Below are 16,497 nucleotides of genomic sequence, written 5' to 3'. Positions count from 1 at the left end.
ACTAAAAATATACTATGGTGGTACCAGGTCCACCTTCTTTTGGGTAGGCATCCCTGTAGAATACAACGTAAGAAGATGACGAAAGATAGTCTGTTACAGCTTTTTTAAGCACTCCAACACCGTGTATTACTTTTGCCATTTTAACTCCACTTGCAAAAGCGCTATCTAAAAATTTATCAAGTTTGCTTATAGCTTCTTCTACTGAAAGCCCGGTTAAATTTATCTCTGGCATACCTGCTTTTTTATTTTCAAACTTTTGTAAGCTTATATTTATAGTGTGGGTTCTTGGTATTTTGGCGGTTTTTGAAAGATCTTTTAGCTTTATCCAAGCCTTTATATCACCAAACATCACCTGAGCTTTGTCTTGCCTTATTTCTAAAACCCTACCTTTTCCACCCATAAACTCTACCCAATCTCCTACTTCTATTTGCTGCTCTTCTTCTTTTTCCAACTTTTTTAACTCTTCTTGCTTTTGTTTTATAAAATCTTTTAAACTAGCTTTTTCTTTAAGACCAACCAAAAATTCCTGAGCTTCTTTCTTAAGTTGTTCCAAATAGTTTTGAGCCTCTTTTGCGGCATTTTTCCATGCATCTTCTTTGGCTTTTTCCATTTCTTCTACGAGAGATTCATATTTTCTTTTTAAAAGCTCAAGCTCCTCTCTATGTTTTTCCAATATTTCCATTTTATCTTGGTATTCTCTGACAAGCCTATTTAAGTTTTCCATAACACCTTGGTATTCCAAAGTATTCTCTCCAAGAAGTTTTTGGGCTTCTAAAATAACCTCCTTTGGTATCCCAAACCTTTTGGCTACTTCTATACCCATGCTTTCTCCAATGGTACCATAAAGCACTTTGTAAAGAGGTCTTAGGGTATCCCTATCAAACATCAACGTAGCCGGTTCGTAATAATCAGAATTTACCGCCCAAAGCTTTATGGGTGTGTGATGAGTGGAAACCACTACAAAAGCGTTTAACTTCTTTATATAATCAAGGATTGCTATACCAAGAGCAGAACCCTCCAGTGGGTCTGTGCCAGCTCCTAATTCGTCTATCAGTATCAGTGTTTTTTCTGTGGATCTTTGTAAAATCTCCGAGATATTTTTTATATGAGAAGAAAAAGTCGATAAAGACTGTGATATGTCTTGTTCATCTCCTATATCCACAAAAATATTGTCAAAAATAGGCAGTTTGCTATTAGGTGAGGCAGGTATAGGTATAGCGTGTAAAAACATGATATAGCTAAGTCCAAGGGTTTTTAGGAAAACGGTTTTCCCGCCGGTGTTTGGCCCTGTAAGCACAAGCCCTTTTTTGTCTTTTAAAATTATATCCACTGGAATAGGATTTTGAGATAAAATGCTCATAATTGGATTTCTTGCTTCTAAAAGCTCTATACAATCGCCAATAGAAGGCAATGAGCACTCGTATTCTATGCCAAAGGATGCTTTTGCCATCAGAATATCTATTTTAACAAGCGTATTAAAAGATTCTAAAAGTCTATTTGCCCTTTCTCTTATAAAAGAAGTGAGTTTTTTTAATACAAGATGTATCTCTTTTTCTTCCTCTGTTCTTAAAACTGCAAGCTTGTTGTTTAAATCCACCACTATCTGGGGCTCTAAATATGTGGTAAAACCAGAAGAAGAAACACCATGCACTATCCCCACTATCCTTTTGACGCTTTGGGTTTTTACAGGCACTACATATCTATTTTGTCTTACTGTTATAAGCTTTTCAGAAAATAGTATATCACTATCTGGTCTTTGGAAAAGAGCTTCTAGTTTCTCTGTGATAGTTTTTTCTACTTGCTTTATTTCTTTTCTTATCTCAAAAAGATCCCTAGAGGCTTCTGATTTTACAACGCCAGAAGGATCTATGGTTCTTTCTATTTCAGCTTCTAAGGTTTGAAACGTGCCTAAATCTTTTAGTATTTTATTAAATAAATCGCACCTATCTAAGGCATCCACTAAAAATTTTCTTACATCTTTTATAATTTTTAAAACTTTGTATATGCTAAGTATTTCGTCTATTCCTAAAACACTTTCTTCTATCATTGCTTTTTTTAGGCTTTTAGAAATATCATCAAAGCTATACAATATGTTTTCTCTTTGTCTTAAAAGCTTCATAAAACATTCAACAAGCTTTTGTTCTTGTAAAAGTTCCTCTTTTGGGATAGGTTTTATATTTTCTATATACTCTAAACTTGCTACAGAATGCGTCCTCAATTTCAGATTTTCTTTTATCTTGTGAAACTCTAACTTCTTAAGCTCATATTCTCTCATATTTAATATAATAACATCAACTTTGCTCTGTGCTTAGCATATAGCCTCTTCCTCTTATGGTGAGGATGAGTTTTGGGGGTTTGTCGTCTAGTTTGTTCCGAATATTTTTTATATAGACATCTACGATGTTTGAATCGTAATCGGAGGCTATGCCCCATACTTTGTTTAATAGCACTTCTCTTCTTATGATCTTGTTTGGATTTTGAGCTAAAACTTTTAAAAGCTCAAACTCTTTTGGTGTAAGGTTTATGGCTTTTCCTTTATAAAACACTTTAAAATCTTTTAAATCCATTGTGAGGTCTTTTAAAACTATCTTTTCTTCTTGCACTTTGTTATAACGTCTTAAAACGGTTTTTACCCTCATTATCAGTTCTTTAAAAGAAAAGGGCTTTGTGATGTAATCGTCTGCTCCTGCTTCAAGGCCCTCTAGCTTATCCTCTAGCTGGGATTTTGCCGTTAGCATAATAATGGGGATTTCACTTTGAAGTCTTAACTGTTTACATACTTTTACACCGTCTATTTTGGGAATTACAACATCGAGAATTATGATATCGTAGCTGTTTGTTTTTGCCTTTTGAAGAGCCTGAAAGCCGTCTTTTGCTATATCTACTTCAAATCCCTCGTGTCTAAACCCCTTTTCTAACGTTTCTAGTAAAAGCTCATCATCTTCTACTATAAGAGCTTTAAGACTCATAAGCTTATATGAGGTTCTAGACTAAACCAACTATCACAAGAGCACTTTGGAGAATAATTTTTAAAAGCATTACCGCAATCTTTACATTTCCATAGTTTTAGGTTTTTAAAAACAATATCAAACCCCTCTTTTTGGGATTGATCTTGATAAGCTTTTAGGAGAAAATCTACAATTTCGTTGCCGGTACTGGTATCTGCTAAAACCTTTATCTTTTGAGGAGCTCCTATATGTATAAAAAATATACTAAGCACATCTTTTGAAGCGCTTTTTTCTATGTTTGTACTCATCAAGTAAACGGCTCTTTCTGGCAATGAGCATCCCACCAACAAAATTTTATCTTGCAAGTTTAACTGGCTTAAGCTGTCTATTGTCTTTGAGGCATCTTTTGTTTTTTCTTGGGCTAAAAGCTCTGATACATATAAAAATCCTGTTATTTCGTTTTTTGTATCGCCAAAGGCATCTTCTAGCTCATCTAGGCATTTTGTTTTATCTTCTATGTTTAAAGCGTTTAAACTCTTTATGGTGTTTAATATATCTTTTTGATAGGGTTTTTCAGATCTAGGTGTTAGTTTTAAAACTTGGTTTTGAGTATCGTATGCTCCTTGGTAATCTTTTATATCAAAAAGTATATCTCTTTTTAGCTGAAAAGCTGGATACTTTTCTTCAATATTATCTAAAATTCTAATAGCTTCTTGAGGGTTTTCAATCCTTAGAGATTTTGCCCTTTCAAATTCACTGTACATATCTGTATCGTAGTTGGGTGTTTGTTTTAATATATTTGCTAGTATAAAGTAAAGGGGTTTGATATCTTTTATGATGTCTAAGTTTGTTTTTGGCTTTTGATATTTTGAAAAAAATGCAGCTTTTGATATGTTAAAAATATTTGATAGCTTTGAACTTAGGTTTCTCTCTCTAAAAGAAAATATCAAAGTAGGTATTATAAAACCTATGAAAGTAAAGCTAAGCACCAACACAAACAAAGGTACTTTAAACGTATAGGTTAGGAAGTATACATTCACATCGTACATGTGTTGGGCTATAAATACAATGAAAAATATTATTAAAAGCCCCAAAAATAAAATTTTTAAAATGTTTACAAACTTCATAAGCTTACCCTCTCCGCATTTGACCAAAGCCAGTCAAGGTTGTAATACTCTCTAGCCTCTTTGGTTTGTATATGCACTATAATATCTAGCAAATCTATCAATATCCATTGAGCATGTTCGTTTAAACCTTCTACGTGGTCTATGTTAATGCCTCTATTTTTTAGCTCTTTTTCCAAATGTTCTGCTAAAGCTTTTGCATGAACGCTTGAATTGGCGGTAGCTATTATAAAATAATCGGCTATATTCGTGTGTTTTCTAACGTCTAAAACCGATATATCTTCTGCTTTTTTATCTTCCAACAACGTTTTTATAAGTTTAAGCTTATCCATTTGTTTCTTTTATTATTCTCTCCAGTTTTGATACGTAAGGTGTATTGCCAAATATTTTTTTATACTTTTCAAAGTATTCTAAACCTTCTTTTCTTGATTTTTTTGCTAAATCTTCCCATCTTTTTATCTGAAGTTTCCAGAATTTTATACGTTTTTCTATAAATGGTTTGTCTTGGGCTTTTGCGTGACGAAGTTTGTCTTCATCTTTTTTTAGCATATCCTTATACTTATCTTCATACCTTTTAGCTTGTTTTGGTACTAGCAAAAGATTTTTTATTAGCCTGTAGTAGGTTTTTGTTTTGGATATATACTGCGTGTCGTTTATTAGCATGTCTTTGTAGCGTTCGGCAGCCGGATAGTAAAAACCGTAATCTTCGTAAAATTTTGCTATAAGCTCATCGTGTTTTGCTATTTTTTGTCTGGCTTCATCTATAAGGGCTCTTACATCCGAGTCGTAAGGGTTGTTTGGGTATTTGCTCAAAAATTCCTTTGCCAAGTCTATAGCTTTGTAAGTGTAGGTTTGATCTCTATAGGCGTCCGGAGCTATTTTATAATAGCTTTTTATAAGCATGTATGTGGCTTGAGGGGCTTCTGGGGAGTTTGGATAGTAGTATAGAAAGCTTTCAAGGTATATGATGGCATTTGTATAATCCTGATCAAGATAATAGCTTTTAGCCAGCATAAACCTAGCTCTTTCTATTTGCTCTGGGGTAAGGTTTTCAAGGTATTTTAAAGCTCTTTTTAGGTTTTCTTCCGCAGAAGAGTAATCTCCGTTTGTAAAAGCTTCCGAGCCTTTGATATATCCTTTTATAGCCCTTTGCTCCCTTTCTTTCTGGGTTACCTTAGCACATGAGCTAACCATCAAAGAAGCTCCCAAAATCACCATAGAAAGAGTAAACACTTTAAAGTATCTTTTCATATAGATATTATACCACTCCAAAGCATTTTTTAAAAATCTAAAAGCTTTCTATCTTTAACATATGAAGATATGCTTCTTAATACCTCTTCAAAGTTTCTTATTTTTTCAATGGCAAGGATGATTTCATCTTTTACAAGGGATATATTATCTGGATATTCGTGGGTAAGTTTGTTTCTTAATTTTCTTATTTGTATCCATTCATCGGTACTTGGTATAATATTCAACTTTTCAAGCTTGTCTAAGATATCTACAAAACTTAGATTATCACAATCTTCTCCTAAAGATGTTAAAAAATTTTTAAAAAGTTTTTGCCCCATATAATCTTGAAGCTTTAAAAACCTATAAACAAAGGCATCTATTGTTTTTATGGTTTCAAAATCTTCTAATTTTTCAAGCATGTTGTTTTGTAAAATATCAGAAGATAAAGTTTTTAGCCTCTCTAGATGTAAATAAGATACTTTTAAATTTTCTTCTAAAAGCTTCATATCAAAACGCCTGTTCTTTTTGCCTCTTCAAAGATTGGTTTATTATCTCTGTTTTTGGCTTTTATCAAAACGTCGACACTCCTTTCAACGCCTTTTATCTCAAGCTTTGCTAAAAACTCAATCTCTTGATTAAGAGAAACTTCCTTTTGGGTTTCTATGAAAATATCTATATCACCACCTTTTTTTGTTAAATCTACCCTGCTGCCAAATATATAAACCTTTGCATCTTCCCCAAATATCTCAATTGCCACTTCTTTTATAATCTCTATCTCTTCATCTTTAAGCCTTATTCGTCTATCCATATATTATTATATTTTATAGTTTTTAAAAGCAAAAAACTAATTTATACACCCAAAATTAAGAAGGGAGAGATTACCCATCTCAAAACCATCGTAGAGGAGCGTTGGTCTTTGGCAAGCACCTATAAAGTAAAAAAGTGGTATAAAATGCTCTATAGTAGGGTGGGCGAGATTGGCGTATCTATGATGTTTGAAGTTTTTTAGGCTTTTGATATCATGGTTTAAAACTGCGTTTTTTATAAAACCGTTAAACTCGTAAGCCCAATCTTCTGTAGTATCTTTTATAAGCATTAGATTGTGTATGGCACCCCCACTAAACAAAATGCTTGCTTCATCTTTAAAGTGCGATAATTTCTCACCAAAATCTATATAAAAATCAAGATCTTTACCAATGGGTATGCTAATTTGTACTATAGGTAAAGAGGCGTCTTTTAGCATGTGATAGAGCAAAGCCCATGCTCCATGGTCTAAACCCCTTTTGGTTTTTGCCAAGTGAAGCTTAGAAGATATGCTATCTACAATGTTTTTATCGGTAAAAGCCTTGTAATCTATAGAATAAAGCTCTTTTGGAAAGCCGTAAAAATCATAAATAATAGGATAAGGGTTTTCGCTTATCATCGGCTCTTCTGTAAGCCAGTGAGGAGATAGTACTATAATGTATTTTGAAGATTTTATCCGTTTTTTCTTGATTTTTCAACATCTTTGTAAAATCGTTGTTTTCCAATAAAAGCATGGGAGACCCATGCGATATAAAATATATCATAATAAAGTTTTATAAGCTTGGGGGTTATAAGCTTGGGGGTATCTTTATGGGGTTATTCATCTTCTTTTCTAACTCTGGGTCTGGTGCCATAGCGTAAACCCCGTAGCAGTATTTACCAAGATCCACCATACGCCCTACTTTTATACCAACGTCTTCTAATGCAAGGCCAAGCTCCCATTCGGAAGGTACTTCTTCTTTTGGTGGACCTTTATCTCTGTCCTCTTTTTTCCATTCTACAATACCTATCAAACCACCAGGCTTTAATACTCTTAAAAGCTCGGATAAAAACTCACCAGGATTTGTAAGCTCATGAAATACAAAAGCCATATATGCAAAATCTATTATCTGATCGGGAAGTGGAATTTTATTTTCTTCAGATTGAAGCACTACTACGTTTTGAAGACAAAGCTTTTCTACCTTGTTTTTTGCATACTCCACTGCTGCCGGCTGAGAGTCTATGGCATAAACTTTTCCCTCTGGGCCTACCATCTTGCTAAGGTAAGGAAGATAAAAACCAGTTCCTGTGCCCACATCGAGCACTTTATAACCTGGTTTTAGGCCAAACTGTTTTAGAGTTTTCTCTGGGTCAAAAAGCTCAAGACGCTCTTCGTTGTCAAGACGATGTAAATGTTCTGGATTAAACTTGTGCATGAGCCACTCCTTTTTTAAGAAATAAAATCTGTTCGTTTGCTTTTTTCATGGCGTATCTTAAAGAATCGTTAAAAGAATTACCTTCAATATAGTTTCCTGCTATAAACACACCTTTGTTCATGTTCTCTATATCCTTTACTGTGTTTATAAATCTCTCGTAGCCTATGTTGTACTGAGGTATGGCTTTTTTCCATTTTTTGAAATAATATTTTTCAAAATCCTCTATACCAAGGATTTTTTTAAGCTCTTTTTTCACTTCGGACAATATCTTTTCCTCTGGCCAATCTGCTACATCTTTTCTTCTTTCACCGCCTACATATATAGTGATAATATTCTCATCTTCTTTGCAGATTTTAAATAGATTGCTTGAAAAAAGTGCTCCAAGCATGATGGTATTTTCTTTTCTTGGTATTAAAAACCCAAAACCCTTTGGAAGGGTATGTTTTACGATAGCACTTATCACTATAACAGGTGCATACTCTATCTGGTCTAATTCCGCAGACATGCTCCAAGTGAGATTTCTAAGAAGATAAGATGCACTGTAGGCTGGTGTGGCTATTAGTATAGATTTTGTTTGAATTTTACCGCTTTTAGTATCTATAGTATATATATCATCTTTTTTAGTGATTTTAAGTGCCACATTTTCCAAAGATATATCTATGCCAGAAGCCATTTTTTCTAAAAATGTTAAAAGCCCACCTTCAAAAGATGTGATCTCTCCTTGAGGGCCAAGGGCTTTTTTCTTCATAGAACCTTTTATGATAGACCCATATTCATCTTCTAAGGCTTTTACCCTTCTAACGGCGTATTTGGCAGACAGCTTATCCGGGTCTCCAGCGTATATACCGCATACAAAGGGTTCTACTATCTTATCCAAAAACTCTTTACCAAGACGCCTTGTTACAAAATCGCTTATACTTTCTTTGAGATCGTCTTTTGGTGGTATAAATGGCTCTCTTAAAAGCCTGATTTTACCAAATATAGAAAAAAAATCGGAGGTTAAAAACTCAATCGGGTTTGATGGCATCCTTTTAAGTTGACCGTTTAAATATACGTATCTTGTGTTGGCGTGCTCTTTTGGTGGATGTAGAGGTTTTAGATTTAGTTCTTTGGCAAAAGCCATAAACTCATCTTGGCCAAGCACAGATTGTACGCCAAGCTCTATGATACGGCCATCTTCTCTCAAAGTATGGGTAGAACCACCTATGTGAGGCTCTTTTTCTATAACAAGAGGATCAAAACCAGCTTTTTTAAGCGTATAAGCTGCTACTATTCCACTAACACCTGCACCTATTACAACGGCGTCTTTCATTTAAAAGGCACTCCCGTTAAAGGAGATGATGGGACTGCGTATGTTCTTTTCGGCATCCTACCGGCTAAATAAGACATCCTACCTGCTATCCAGGCATGTTTCATGGCTTTTGCCATCAAAATAGGATTTTGAGCCTCTGCCAAGGCTGTGTTTGTTAGTACCGCATCTGCTCCAAGCTCAAAAACGATAGGAATATCGGCAGCACTTCCTATACCAGCATCTACTATTACAGGCACAGATACAGCCTCTTTTATAAACATAATGTTGTATCTATTTTGAACACCAAGACCAGAACCTATAGGGCTTGCCAGTGGCATAACCGCTACACATCCAATATCTTCAAGCTTTTTAGCGGCTATAGGATCGTCAAATATGTATGGTAGCACCTTGAATCCTTCTTTTACAAGTATTTTAGCTGCTTCTAGAGTTTGTTCCATATCTGGGTATAGGGTTTTTTGATCTCCTATCACCTCTAATTTTATCCAATCTATGCCAGTGGCTTCTCTTGCAAGCATAGCTGTGTTTATAGCATCTTTTGCCGTATAGCAACCAGCGGTGTTTGGAAGTATGAGGTATTTGTTTGGATCTATGTAATCAAGTAGGTTTTCTTTTGTTCTGTCCGTGATATTTACCCTTCTTACAGCTACCGTTATTACTTCAGCACCAGATGCTTCTAATACTTCTTTGTTTTCTTGAAAGCTTTTAAACTTACCAGAACCTATGAACAGCCTAGACTTAAACTCTCTTCCAGCTATTACCAAAGGATCAAAAGACATGAGATCTTCCATTTAACCACCTCCTACTAACTCTATAATCTCAACACAATCGCCATCTTTTATGAAGACTTCTTGATACTTGGATTTTGGTATGATGTCTTCATTGACGGCAACAGCAAGACCCACGGGCCTTAGTTTTACTCCAAAAGTTTCTATAAGCTCCAAAATGTTTATGGGCTTTTCAAAATCAAAATATTCACCGTTTACCTTGATACGCACATTAAAAATTTAATTAAAAAACTTATCTTATGTATGATGAAAACATTATTACATCCACAAATTCCCCAGCAGGTATTTCGTTGACACCCTTTGGTACCAATATATAACAATTGGCGCTTCTAAACTCTGTAAGCATGTGAGAACCTTGCTTAGGAAGAGCCTCCACCAAAAGCTCTTGTTCTAAATTTAATATACCTCTTAGAAACTCAAGTCTATCTGAAGATTTTCTTTTTATTGGGGCTATTAGTTTCGCTCTCATGAAAGGTTTTATAATATCTTTGTAGCCCATCATTTTTTTGATAGAAGGTCTTACAAATATATCAAAGTTTGTAACACAAGATACTGGATTTCCCGGAAGTCCAAAAAACAGCTTATCGCCTTTTGTAGCAAACATCATAGGTTTTCCAGGCTTTACAGCTACTTTATGAAATTTAACATCAAAACCTAACTCTTTTACCGCTTCTTTTGTAAAATCTTTATCGCTTACAGATACTCCACCAGTGGATATAAGAATATCAAACTCCTCTATACGGTTTAAGGTGTTTTTTATTGATTCTTTGTCATCTTTTATTATACCCAAAAATGTTGGTTTTACACCCATGCTTTCCAAAAGTCCCATTATGCTTATATGGTTTGAGCTTCTTATTTGAGCATCGCTGGTTTTTTCTTGTCCTACATCTAAGACCTCATCCCCGGTGACAAAAATACCTACCCTTGGCATTCTAAACACATCCAATGTAACTATATTCTGAGAAGCCAAAATACCAAGCTCATATCCTCTTAGTACTTTGCCAGATTCAAGCAATAAATCGCCTTTTTTGATATCTTCACCTATTTTTCTTATGTTTGATCCTTTTTCTTTATAAGCTAAAATCTCTACTTCATCGGCGTTTACTTTTGTAAGTTCAAGTTCTATTACAGTATCAGCCCCTTGTGGTATGGGAGCCCCTGTGTATATCTTAACAGCTTCTCCTTTTTTAATAGGTATTGGTTTTGCTCCTGCTGATACTTCTCCAGCTATCTTTAGCTTTACCGGCAGTGCGTTTTTCAAAGGCAATAAATCTTCATTTAAAAGCGCAAAACCATCCATTGCCGAGTTATCAAAGCTTGGTATGTTTTCTTTGGCGTAGATGTCTTTAAAAAGCACTCTATTTAGTGCTTGGTCTAAAAATATACGCTCACTATCCAAAGTTTTTGTATTGTTTAAAATAATTCTTAAGGCCTCTTCAAAATCTATCATAATTTTATTTTAGCATTGTTTTACCCTTTTCATGCAAATTTTATAGGCTTTTAGTATAATATACCAAATGAACTTTTTAAAAGAGATAAAAGAATTAATAATCATCGTAATAGTGGTGATTTTTTTAAGGGCTTTTGTGGTGGAGGCTTTCAATATACCATCTGGTTCTATGAAGCCAACCCTTGATGTGGGGGATTTTGTGCTTGTAAATAGATTGGCTTATGAGATATCACAGCCAAAAAGAGGGGATATTGTGGTTTTCAAGTGGCCGGTGAATCCAAATATAGATTTTATCAAACGTATAATAGGCGTCCCTGGAGATCACATAGTAGTAAAAGGTCAAACCCTTTATATAAACGGCAAAGAAGTAAAATGGCAATTTGTAAAACAAACCGATAGAAAGCTTATTTACTATGAATATCTTCCAATAGGCGATGGAAAGTTTAGAAAACATCTTATAGCTATTTACAAACATCCTTTTGTACCAAGAAGAAACGTAGACGTAGTGGTCCCACCTGGTGATTATTTTGTGATGGGAGACAACAGAGACAACTCAGAAGACAGCAGGTATTGGGGCTTTGTGCCAAGAAAAGACCTAATAGGCGATGCTTTTGTTATATACTTCTCTGGTCATGTCCCATCTCTTACCACCGCCGAAAATAGCCCCCTCATTGGTCTAAGACAGCTATTTTTAGCCCTTATAAGCCCAAGGATAGATAGAATAGGTATGCAACTAATGAGAAGGTAATCATGAGAAAAGAACTAACTTTTGACAACTTACACAACAATATATGTGATTTTACAAAGATAGAAAATGGTATTATTGATGTTTCAAGTTATCATTACGTAGAACCTGTTGGTATAGCTATACTAAAAGCTATAAAACAAGAGATAGAAGATGTTGAGATTAAATCAGATCCAAATTCACGCTTTTATTCGTATTTTAAAACGTTAAATGAGGCTCATTACGATGAAAGTAGAACTTACATTCCTTTAGAGGTTGTAAAGATTGGTAATGTAGATATCAGTAGAGATAGATTGGTAAAAAAGATAATGGACAATTTTGATGATCTGAATTATGAAGACAAAAAAGATTTGAAGAGTTATTTAGATTACATGGTAGGAGAGATATTACACAATGCCATTCAACATTCACTTAGTCCTATTGGAGCTATAATTACTGGTCAATACTTCCCAGCCCAGAGAAGATTGCAAATAGTTGTAGTAGATAGAGGGGTAGGATTTTTACACAATATACAAAAGCGATATCAAGTAAATACGGAACAGGACGCGATTTTAAAAGCTCTTGAAAAAGGTGTTAGTAGCCCACCGGCAAAAATAAATACTTATTATTCTCAAAATAATAATGTTGGATACGGACTTTACGCTCTGAAAACGATAATAGAAAAGACAAATGGAAAACTAATGATAATTTCCAACAACGGCATGGTAAGATTGGACAGAGATAACCATTTAACTGTACAAGAGTTTCAAAATACAGACTGGAAAGGATCAATAGTAGCTTTTGAATTTTTTGAAGATGAAATAGAATTCTCTAAAGATGAGTTTTTCAAAATATATATATGGGATCAGGATGAAGAAGTGCTTTGAGCCATCTTCTTACTGTAAGATATCACCCAGTTTAGCGTACCACGAATAAAATTGTTTGCATTAATAACTTTTATTTTGTTTTTAACAAAATCTACCCCATTTTTTCTAACGAATACCCCTACTATTTCGTCCCCAAACCCTTGTGTAATAAGTTCAATACCCTCAAAATCCAAAATAATTTTCACATTTTTTTCTAAGAGCTCTTCCATCATTTTCCTTACTATAACTCCGGTTTCTCTTGCAGTCAAAGAGTCCAGTTCAGGAAATAACTCTTTAAGTTTTATAACAGCCGCACCCTGCATTTCATCATTTCTAATCCCTTGCTTTGTAATCTCAACACCACTCTTCATAATCTCTCCTAAAAAACACTATAATTCATTATATATATTTTTGAAAAATTTACAACTATAGAGCGATAACATCGCATTTTACTATTGCGTGGCATACTTGTCGGTAATTGACGAGGGAACAGGTACTGGTAGTGTAAGAAATGCTTACAGCACACTAGAGCGACGGTATCGCATAACTCTGCCACGACCTCAAGTCTGCCACAATTTATAAGTTCACTGCACAGTGAACTTATACACCTAATTGAGAAATATGCTATCATATATTACCTATGAAGAAGAAAATTTTTCTTTTGGGTATTTTTGCTTTTATAATGATAGGATGTTCTTCAAAGCAACAAACCAAAGAAAACACTAGCGCTCAAAACACATCTCAAGCACCACCACCTTCAATTTCATGCAAAGATTACTGCAAACAAGAGTGTCAAGGCTTAGCTAAAAGCTGCGAGACAAACTGTCTTAACGCCTGTTATCCTACCCCTTAACAAACCTTCTAAAAGATTTATATTTATAGTATGATAGCTAAAAATTTTGATTATAGATCGGAAGATATAACCTGTGAAGGGTATTTGGCTTACGAAGAAAGCTCCAATATCAAAAGACCTGGGGTTTTAGTGGTGCCAAATTGGATGGGTGTAGGTGATTTTGTAAAAGAAAAGTGCGAGACACTTGCTTCTCTTGGCTATGTAGCTCTTGCTGTAGATGTTTATGGCAAAGGAGTAAGACCAAAAGATAGAGAAGAAGCCGCTAAACTCTCTTCTTATTACAAAGAAAATTACCTTATTTTGAGAAAAAGACTTAAAGATGCACTAAATGCTATAAAAACTGTAGATCTTGTGAAAGATGATTACATAGGGGCCATTGGTTATTGTTTTGGCGGTAGCGCTGTTCTTGAGCTTGCAAGGTCAAACGAAGATATAAAAGGTGTTGTAAGCTTTCATGGTGGTCTTGCTACTCTGGATATCAATAGAAATCCCATAAAAGCCAAAATATTGGTTTGCCATGGAGTAGATGATCCTTTTGTACCCATGTCTCAGGTAGAGGCTTTTATTAAAGAGATGAATGAAAGAAAAGCCGATTATCAGATTATCATGTATGCTGACGCAGTGCATTCTTTTACAGAAAAAGCAGCGGGTAACGATAAATCAAAAGGAACCGCCTACAACGAACTTGCGGATAAAAGATCTTGGAACCACATGCTCTTGTTTTTCCAAGAGATATTTAGATGATTAAAACAAAAAGAGTATACGAACCAAAAGAAGAAACTGATGGTTTAAGAATATTAGTGGATAGACTTTGGCCACGAGGTATAAAAAAAGATAAGATAGATTTATGGCTAAAAGATATAGCTCCTTCTGATGAAATTAGAAAGTTTTATCATGAAAGCAAAGATTTTGAGGCTTTTAAGAAAAAATACATAGAAGAGCTTAAGGAAAAAGACACAAAAGAATTATTAGAATTAGCCAAACAAAACACTATAACGCTTTTATACGCTTCAAAAGAACCTCAAAACAACGCCGTTGTCTTAAAGGAGTATCTAGATTGGATATTAGAAAAGCAAAAATAAAAGATGCCCCTTACATACATGAGCTTATAAACGATTACGCTAAGAGTGGTGTTTTACTGCCAAGAAGCCTTAGTTCTATATATGAAAACATAAGGGATTTTTTTGTAGCAACAGAAGATAATAACATCATAGGTGTTTGCGCTCTTCATATAGTATGGGAAGATTTGGCAGAGATAAAGTCTTTAGCGGTAGAAAAAAACTATACAAAAAAAGGGATAGGGAGAGCATTGGTGGAAGCTTGTTTAAAAGAGGCTAAAGAATACGATATAAAAACTGTATTTGTCCTAACTTATCAGGTGGATTTTTTTAAAAAAATGGGTTTTGAGCTTATAAAAAAAGAAACGCTGCCTCACAAAATATGGGGAGAATGCATAAATTGCTCAAAGTTTCCTTCCTGTGATGAAATAGCTATGTCAAAACTTTTAAAAGCCTAAAAAACGATATAATATTAATATGAAAATAGGTTTTGTGTGTGATAAACATTCCAACAGAAGCATTATAGCACAAGCTTTAGCTTTAAAAATGCTAAAAGAACTTGGCCTAAAGGCAGAAGTATATTCAGCGAGCCTTGAACCCGATCAAGAGATAGATGTTAGCGTCTTAAAGCTTTTAGAAGAAAAAGGACTAAACACAGCCAACGTTAAAAACAACGCATTGGAAGATATACCTTATGAAGAGTTAGATGTGCTTATAGTGATATGTGATAAACTAGATAAAACCTGTCCCTACATAATATCCCACGAAAGACGAGAAACTTGGCTTGTGGAAGAGCCTTATCCATTGACAAGGGAAGAGTTAAAAAAAACTATAGACAAAATAGAAAGGTTTTTGAAGGATTTATTTAGATATGACAAATTATCCAAATGAAAAAAATACTGTGGTTAGCAACAAATGAAAACCCAAATTTTGGTGGAATAGAACTTCATAGCGTAACTTTTGTAAAGGCCATAAAACAAAGAGGCTTTAACGTAAGCTTGTGCTTATCTAAAGACAACTACGTAGACAAAAACACACGTGATATTGAAAAATGTTATGTAACTACGCGCTATTCTTTTGATTTAAAAGCTTTTAAAAAGATATATGAATTTACAAAAAAAATAAACCCAGATGTCATAATAGCCAACAACGCTAAGGAGTATGAAATAGCTCTTATCGTATCAAAGCTTTTAAGAAAAAAGGTTATAGCTTTTAGACATATGGAGAATCTGAAAAACCCTTTGGTGGCAAGGCTAATACTATCAAATATGGACATAGTCTATACAGTAAGTGAAAAACTAAGGCAAGAGCTTTTATCAAAAGGAGTTAAAGAAGACAAACTAAGAGTGCTTTACAACTTAGTAGAAGAAGGAAACCCTAAAAAGCAAAGTACAGATAAGATAAAAGTTCTTTTTGTAGGAAAAGTTATAGAGGCTAAAGGTATTTGGGAGTTTTTGCATCTTGCCAAAGAGCTAAAGCCCTATCAAGAGTTTGAATTTTATGTGGTGGGAGATGGTCAAGAGCTAAGCAAAGCAAAAGCTTTTTCAGAAGAAAATAGTTTAAATGTAAATTTTGTAGGCTTTCAAAAAGATGTTTACCCTTACTATCAGATTGCAGATGTTGTTTTAATACTATCAAAGTACGATGAGGCCATGACAAGGGTTGCAATAGAAGCTTTGGCAAACGGCTGTGCCGTTGTAGGTTCCATAGTCGGTGGTATAAAAGAGGCGATAGAAGAAGGCAAGAATGGTTTTTTGGTAAATCCAACAGATATAAAAGCCATAAAAGATGCCGTTCTTTCTTTTATAGATAAGAATAAGCTTTTAGAAGCTCAAAAATACTCTTACGAGATATATAAAAGAAAATTCTCAAAAGAAGCCATTTTAAGTAAGTTTGAAGAGGATATATCAAATCTGATATGATATATC

22 protein-coding genes are annotated in these 16,497 nt (G+C 34.4%); 8 read left to right on the top strand and 14 right to left on the bottom strand.

Annotation, left to right across the window (positions count from 1 at the left end; genetic code table 11):
- Position 1 precedes the first annotated feature (1 nt).
- The 13 genes from HYD3684_RS05765 to glp form a co-directional block, all read right to left on the bottom strand.
- Positions 2 to 2,275 carry an endonuclease MutS2 gene (locus tag HYD3684_RS05765; RefSeq protein ID WP_015419735.1) on the bottom strand — a complete coding sequence of 758 codons (2,274 nt, stop codon included), beginning with the start codon at positions 2,273 to 2,275 and terminating at the stop codon, positions 2 to 4.
- Between the two features lie 16 nt (positions 2,276 to 2,291).
- Positions 2,292 to 2,969 (bottom strand): response regulator transcription factor, encoded by a 678-nt coding sequence (locus HYD3684_RS05760; protein WP_015419734.1) that lies wholly within the window; start codon positions 2,967 to 2,969, stop codon positions 2,292 to 2,294.
- Positions 2,966 to 4,075, bottom strand: a complete 1,110-nt coding sequence (locus HYD3684_RS05755) for a hypothetical protein (RefSeq protein ID WP_015419733.1) — start codon at positions 4,073 to 4,075, stop codon at positions 2,966 to 2,968. Before HYD3684_RS05755 ends, HYD3684_RS05760 begins: the two co-directional genes overlap by 4 nt.
- Positions 4,072 to 4,404, bottom strand: coding sequence for a ribosome silencing factor (gene rsfS, locus HYD3684_RS05750; protein ID WP_015419732.1), 333 nt, complete (start codon positions 4,402 to 4,404; stop codon positions 4,072 to 4,074). The genes HYD3684_RS05755 and rsfS overlap by 4 nt, the downstream gene beginning before the upstream one ends.
- Complete coding sequence (gene bamD, locus HYD3684_RS05745) at positions 4,397 to 5,323, bottom strand: outer membrane protein assembly factor BamD (protein ID WP_015419731.1); 927 nt, start codon at positions 5,321 to 5,323, stop codon at positions 4,397 to 4,399. Before bamD ends, rsfS begins: the two co-directional genes overlap by 8 nt.
- A 29-nt stretch (positions 5,324 to 5,352) precedes the next feature.
- Positions 5,353 to 5,808 (bottom strand): hypothetical protein, encoded by a 456-nt coding sequence (locus HYD3684_RS05740; RefSeq protein WP_015419730.1) that lies wholly within the window; start codon positions 5,806 to 5,808, stop codon positions 5,353 to 5,355.
- Positions 5,805 to 6,110: a nucleotidyltransferase domain-containing protein gene (locus HYD3684_RS05735; RefSeq protein ID WP_015419729.1), complete on the bottom strand. Its 306-nt coding sequence runs from the start codon at positions 6,108 to 6,110 to the stop codon at positions 5,805 to 5,807. Before HYD3684_RS05735 ends, HYD3684_RS05740 begins: the two co-directional genes overlap by 4 nt.
- A 36-nt stretch (positions 6,111 to 6,146) precedes the next feature.
- Entirely contained in the window at positions 6,147 to 6,725 is a 579-nt protein-coding gene (locus HYD3684_RS05730; protein ID WP_237698586.1) for a class III extradiol ring-cleavage dioxygenase, read from the bottom strand.
- Positions 6,726 to 6,894: 169 nt separating this feature from the next.
- Positions 6,895 to 7,521: a methyltransferase domain-containing protein gene (locus HYD3684_RS05725; RefSeq protein ID WP_015419727.1), complete on the bottom strand. Its 627-nt coding sequence runs from the start codon at positions 7,519 to 7,521 to the stop codon at positions 6,895 to 6,897.
- Complete coding sequence (gene hemG / locus HYD3684_RS05720) at positions 7,508 to 8,833, bottom strand: protoporphyrinogen oxidase (RefSeq protein WP_015419726.1); 1,326 nt, start codon at positions 8,831 to 8,833, stop codon at positions 7,508 to 7,510. The genes HYD3684_RS05725 and hemG overlap by 14 nt, the downstream gene beginning before the upstream one ends.
- On the bottom strand, positions 8,830 to 9,621 hold the full coding sequence (locus HYD3684_RS05715) for a thiazole synthase (RefSeq protein ID WP_015419725.1): 792 nt from the start codon (positions 9,619 to 9,621) through the stop codon (positions 8,830 to 8,832). The genes hemG and HYD3684_RS05715 overlap by 4 nt, the downstream gene beginning before the upstream one ends.
- Positions 9,622 to 9,828: a sulfur carrier protein ThiS gene (thiS, locus tag HYD3684_RS05710; protein ID WP_015419724.1), complete on the bottom strand. Its 207-nt coding sequence runs from the start codon at positions 9,826 to 9,828 to the stop codon at positions 9,622 to 9,624.
- A 22-nt stretch (positions 9,829 to 9,850) separates the two neighbouring features.
- Entirely contained in the window at positions 9,851 to 11,068 is a 1,218-nt protein-coding gene (gene glp, locus HYD3684_RS05705; protein WP_015419723.1) for a gephyrin-like molybdotransferase Glp, read from the bottom strand.
- A gap of 67 nt (positions 11,069 to 11,135) precedes the next feature.
- On the opposite strand from glp, the gene lepB reads away from it, so the two are divergent.
- Positions 11,136 to 11,816 carry a signal peptidase I gene (gene lepB, locus HYD3684_RS05700; RefSeq protein ID WP_015419722.1) on the top strand — a complete coding sequence of 227 codons (681 nt, stop codon included), beginning with the start codon at positions 11,136 to 11,138 and terminating at the stop codon, positions 11,814 to 11,816.
- Between the two features lie 2 nt (positions 11,817 to 11,818).
- Entirely contained in the window at positions 11,819 to 12,679 is an 861-nt protein-coding gene (locus HYD3684_RS05695) for an ATP-binding protein (RefSeq protein WP_015419721.1), read from the top strand.
- On the opposite strand, the gene HYD3684_RS05690 is transcribed toward HYD3684_RS05695, so the two are convergent.
- Positions 12,658 to 13,029, bottom strand: a complete 372-nt coding sequence (locus HYD3684_RS05690; RefSeq protein ID WP_015419720.1) for an STAS-like domain-containing protein — start codon at positions 13,027 to 13,029, stop codon at positions 12,658 to 12,660. The genes HYD3684_RS05695 and HYD3684_RS05690 overlap by 22 nt on opposite strands.
- 269 nt (positions 13,030 to 13,298) lie before the next feature.
- On the opposite strand from HYD3684_RS05690, the gene HYD3684_RS05685 reads away from it, so the two are divergent.
- Genes HYD3684_RS05685 through HYD3684_RS05660 form a run of 6 tightly spaced genes read left to right on the top strand, consistent with a single transcriptional unit; the run spans position 13,299 to position 16,491 of the window.
- Positions 13,299 to 13,511 (top strand): hypothetical protein, encoded by a 213-nt coding sequence (locus tag HYD3684_RS05685; protein ID WP_041112962.1) that lies wholly within the window; start codon positions 13,299 to 13,301, stop codon positions 13,509 to 13,511.
- 30 nt (positions 13,512 to 13,541) lie between these two features.
- Positions 13,542 to 14,255: a dienelactone hydrolase family protein gene (locus tag HYD3684_RS05680; RefSeq protein ID WP_015419719.1), complete on the top strand. Its 714-nt coding sequence runs from the start codon at positions 13,542 to 13,544 to the stop codon at positions 14,253 to 14,255.
- Positions 14,252 to 14,593, top strand: a complete 342-nt coding sequence (locus HYD3684_RS05675) for a DUF488 family protein (RefSeq protein WP_015419718.1) — start codon at positions 14,252 to 14,254, stop codon at positions 14,591 to 14,593. The genes HYD3684_RS05680 and HYD3684_RS05675 overlap by 4 nt, the downstream gene beginning before the upstream one ends.
- Positions 14,569 to 15,027 (top strand): N-acetyltransferase, encoded by a 459-nt coding sequence (locus tag HYD3684_RS05670; protein WP_015419717.1) that lies wholly within the window; start codon positions 14,569 to 14,571, stop codon positions 15,025 to 15,027. The genes HYD3684_RS05675 and HYD3684_RS05670 overlap by 25 nt, the downstream gene beginning before the upstream one ends.
- A 19-nt stretch (positions 15,028 to 15,046) precedes the next feature.
- Positions 15,047 to 15,460: a protein-tyrosine-phosphatase gene (locus tag HYD3684_RS05665; RefSeq protein WP_015419716.1), complete on the top strand. Its 414-nt coding sequence runs from the start codon at positions 15,047 to 15,049 to the stop codon at positions 15,458 to 15,460.
- Positions 15,457 to 16,491 carry a glycosyltransferase gene (locus tag HYD3684_RS05660; protein WP_015419715.1) on the top strand — a complete coding sequence of 345 codons (1,035 nt, stop codon included), beginning with the start codon at positions 15,457 to 15,459 and terminating at the stop codon, positions 16,489 to 16,491. The genes HYD3684_RS05665 and HYD3684_RS05660 overlap by 4 nt, the downstream gene beginning before the upstream one ends.
- Positions 16,492 to 16,497 lie beyond the last annotated feature (6 nt).

The sequence above is a fragment of the Hydrogenobaculum sp. 3684 genome (genome assembly GCF_000213785.1).
GTDB lineage: Bacteria > Aquificota > Aquificia > Aquificales > Aquificaceae > Hydrogenobaculum.
This window is presented reverse-complemented; position numbering and strand designations above follow the sequence as displayed.

Bases quoted from the DNA above. Each gene is read 5' to 3' on its own strand.
- glp (WP_015419723.1), bottom strand. From the start codon at position 11,068: ATGATAGATTTTGAAGAGGCCTTAAGAATTATTTTAAACAATACAAAA.
- HYD3684_RS05675 (WP_015419718.1), top strand. From the start codon at position 14,252: ATGATTAAAACAAAAAGAGTATACGAACCAAAAGAAGAAACTGATGGT.
- HYD3684_RS05665 (WP_015419716.1), top strand. From the start codon at position 15,047: ATGAAAATAGGTTTTGTGTGTGATAAACATTCCAACAGAAGCATTATA.
- HYD3684_RS05660 (WP_015419715.1), top strand. From the start codon at position 15,457: ATGAAAAAAATACTGTGGTTAGCAACAAATGAAAACCCAAATTTTGGT.
- HYD3684_RS05680 (WP_015419719.1), top strand. From the start codon at position 13,542: ATGATAGCTAAAAATTTTGATTATAGATCGGAAGATATAACCTGTGAA.
- HYD3684_RS05735 (WP_015419729.1), bottom strand. From the start codon at position 6,110: ATGGATAGACGAATAAGGCTTAAAGATGAAGAGATAGAGATTATAAAA.
- HYD3684_RS05755 (WP_015419733.1), bottom strand. From the start codon at position 4,075: ATGAAGTTTGTAAACATTTTAAAAATTTTATTTTTGGGGCTTTTAATA.
- HYD3684_RS05690 (WP_015419720.1), bottom strand. From the start codon at position 13,029: ATGAAGAGTGGTGTTGAGATTACAAAGCAAGGGATTAGAAATGATGAA.
- HYD3684_RS05725 (WP_015419727.1), bottom strand. From the start codon at position 7,521: ATGCACAAGTTTAATCCAGAACATTTACATCGTCTTGACAACGAAGAG.
- HYD3684_RS05695 (WP_015419721.1), top strand. From the start codon at position 11,819: ATGAGAAAAGAACTAACTTTTGACAACTTACACAACAATATATGTGAT.
- lepB (WP_015419722.1), top strand. From the start codon at position 11,136: ATGAACTTTTTAAAAGAGATAAAAGAATTAATAATCATCGTAATAGTG.
- HYD3684_RS05685 (WP_041112962.1), top strand. From the start codon at position 13,299: ATGAAGAAGAAAATTTTTCTTTTGGGTATTTTTGCTTTTATAATGATA.
- hemG (WP_015419726.1), bottom strand. From the start codon at position 8,833: ATGAAAGACGCCGTTGTAATAGGTGCAGGTGTTAGTGGAATAGTAGCA.
- rsfS (WP_015419732.1), bottom strand. From the start codon at position 4,404: ATGGATAAGCTTAAACTTATAAAAACGTTGTTGGAAGATAAAAAAGCA.
- bamD (WP_015419731.1), bottom strand. From the start codon at position 5,323: ATGAAAAGATACTTTAAAGTGTTTACTCTTTCTATGGTGATTTTGGGA.
- HYD3684_RS05730 (WP_237698586.1), bottom strand. From the start codon at position 6,725: ATGATAAGCGAAAACCCTTATCCTATTATTTATGATTTTTACGGCTTT.
- HYD3684_RS05760 (WP_015419734.1), bottom strand. From the start codon at position 2,969: ATGAGTCTTAAAGCTCTTATAGTAGAAGATGATGAGCTTTTACTAGAA.
- HYD3684_RS05765 (WP_015419735.1), bottom strand. From the start codon at position 2,275: ATGAGAGAATATGAGCTTAAGAAGTTAGAGTTTCACAAGATAAAAGAA.
- HYD3684_RS05740 (WP_015419730.1), bottom strand. From the start codon at position 5,808: ATGAAGCTTTTAGAAGAAAATTTAAAAGTATCTTATTTACATCTAGAG.
- HYD3684_RS05715 (WP_015419725.1), bottom strand. From the start codon at position 9,621: ATGGAAGATCTCATGTCTTTTGATCCTTTGGTAATAGCTGGAAGAGAG.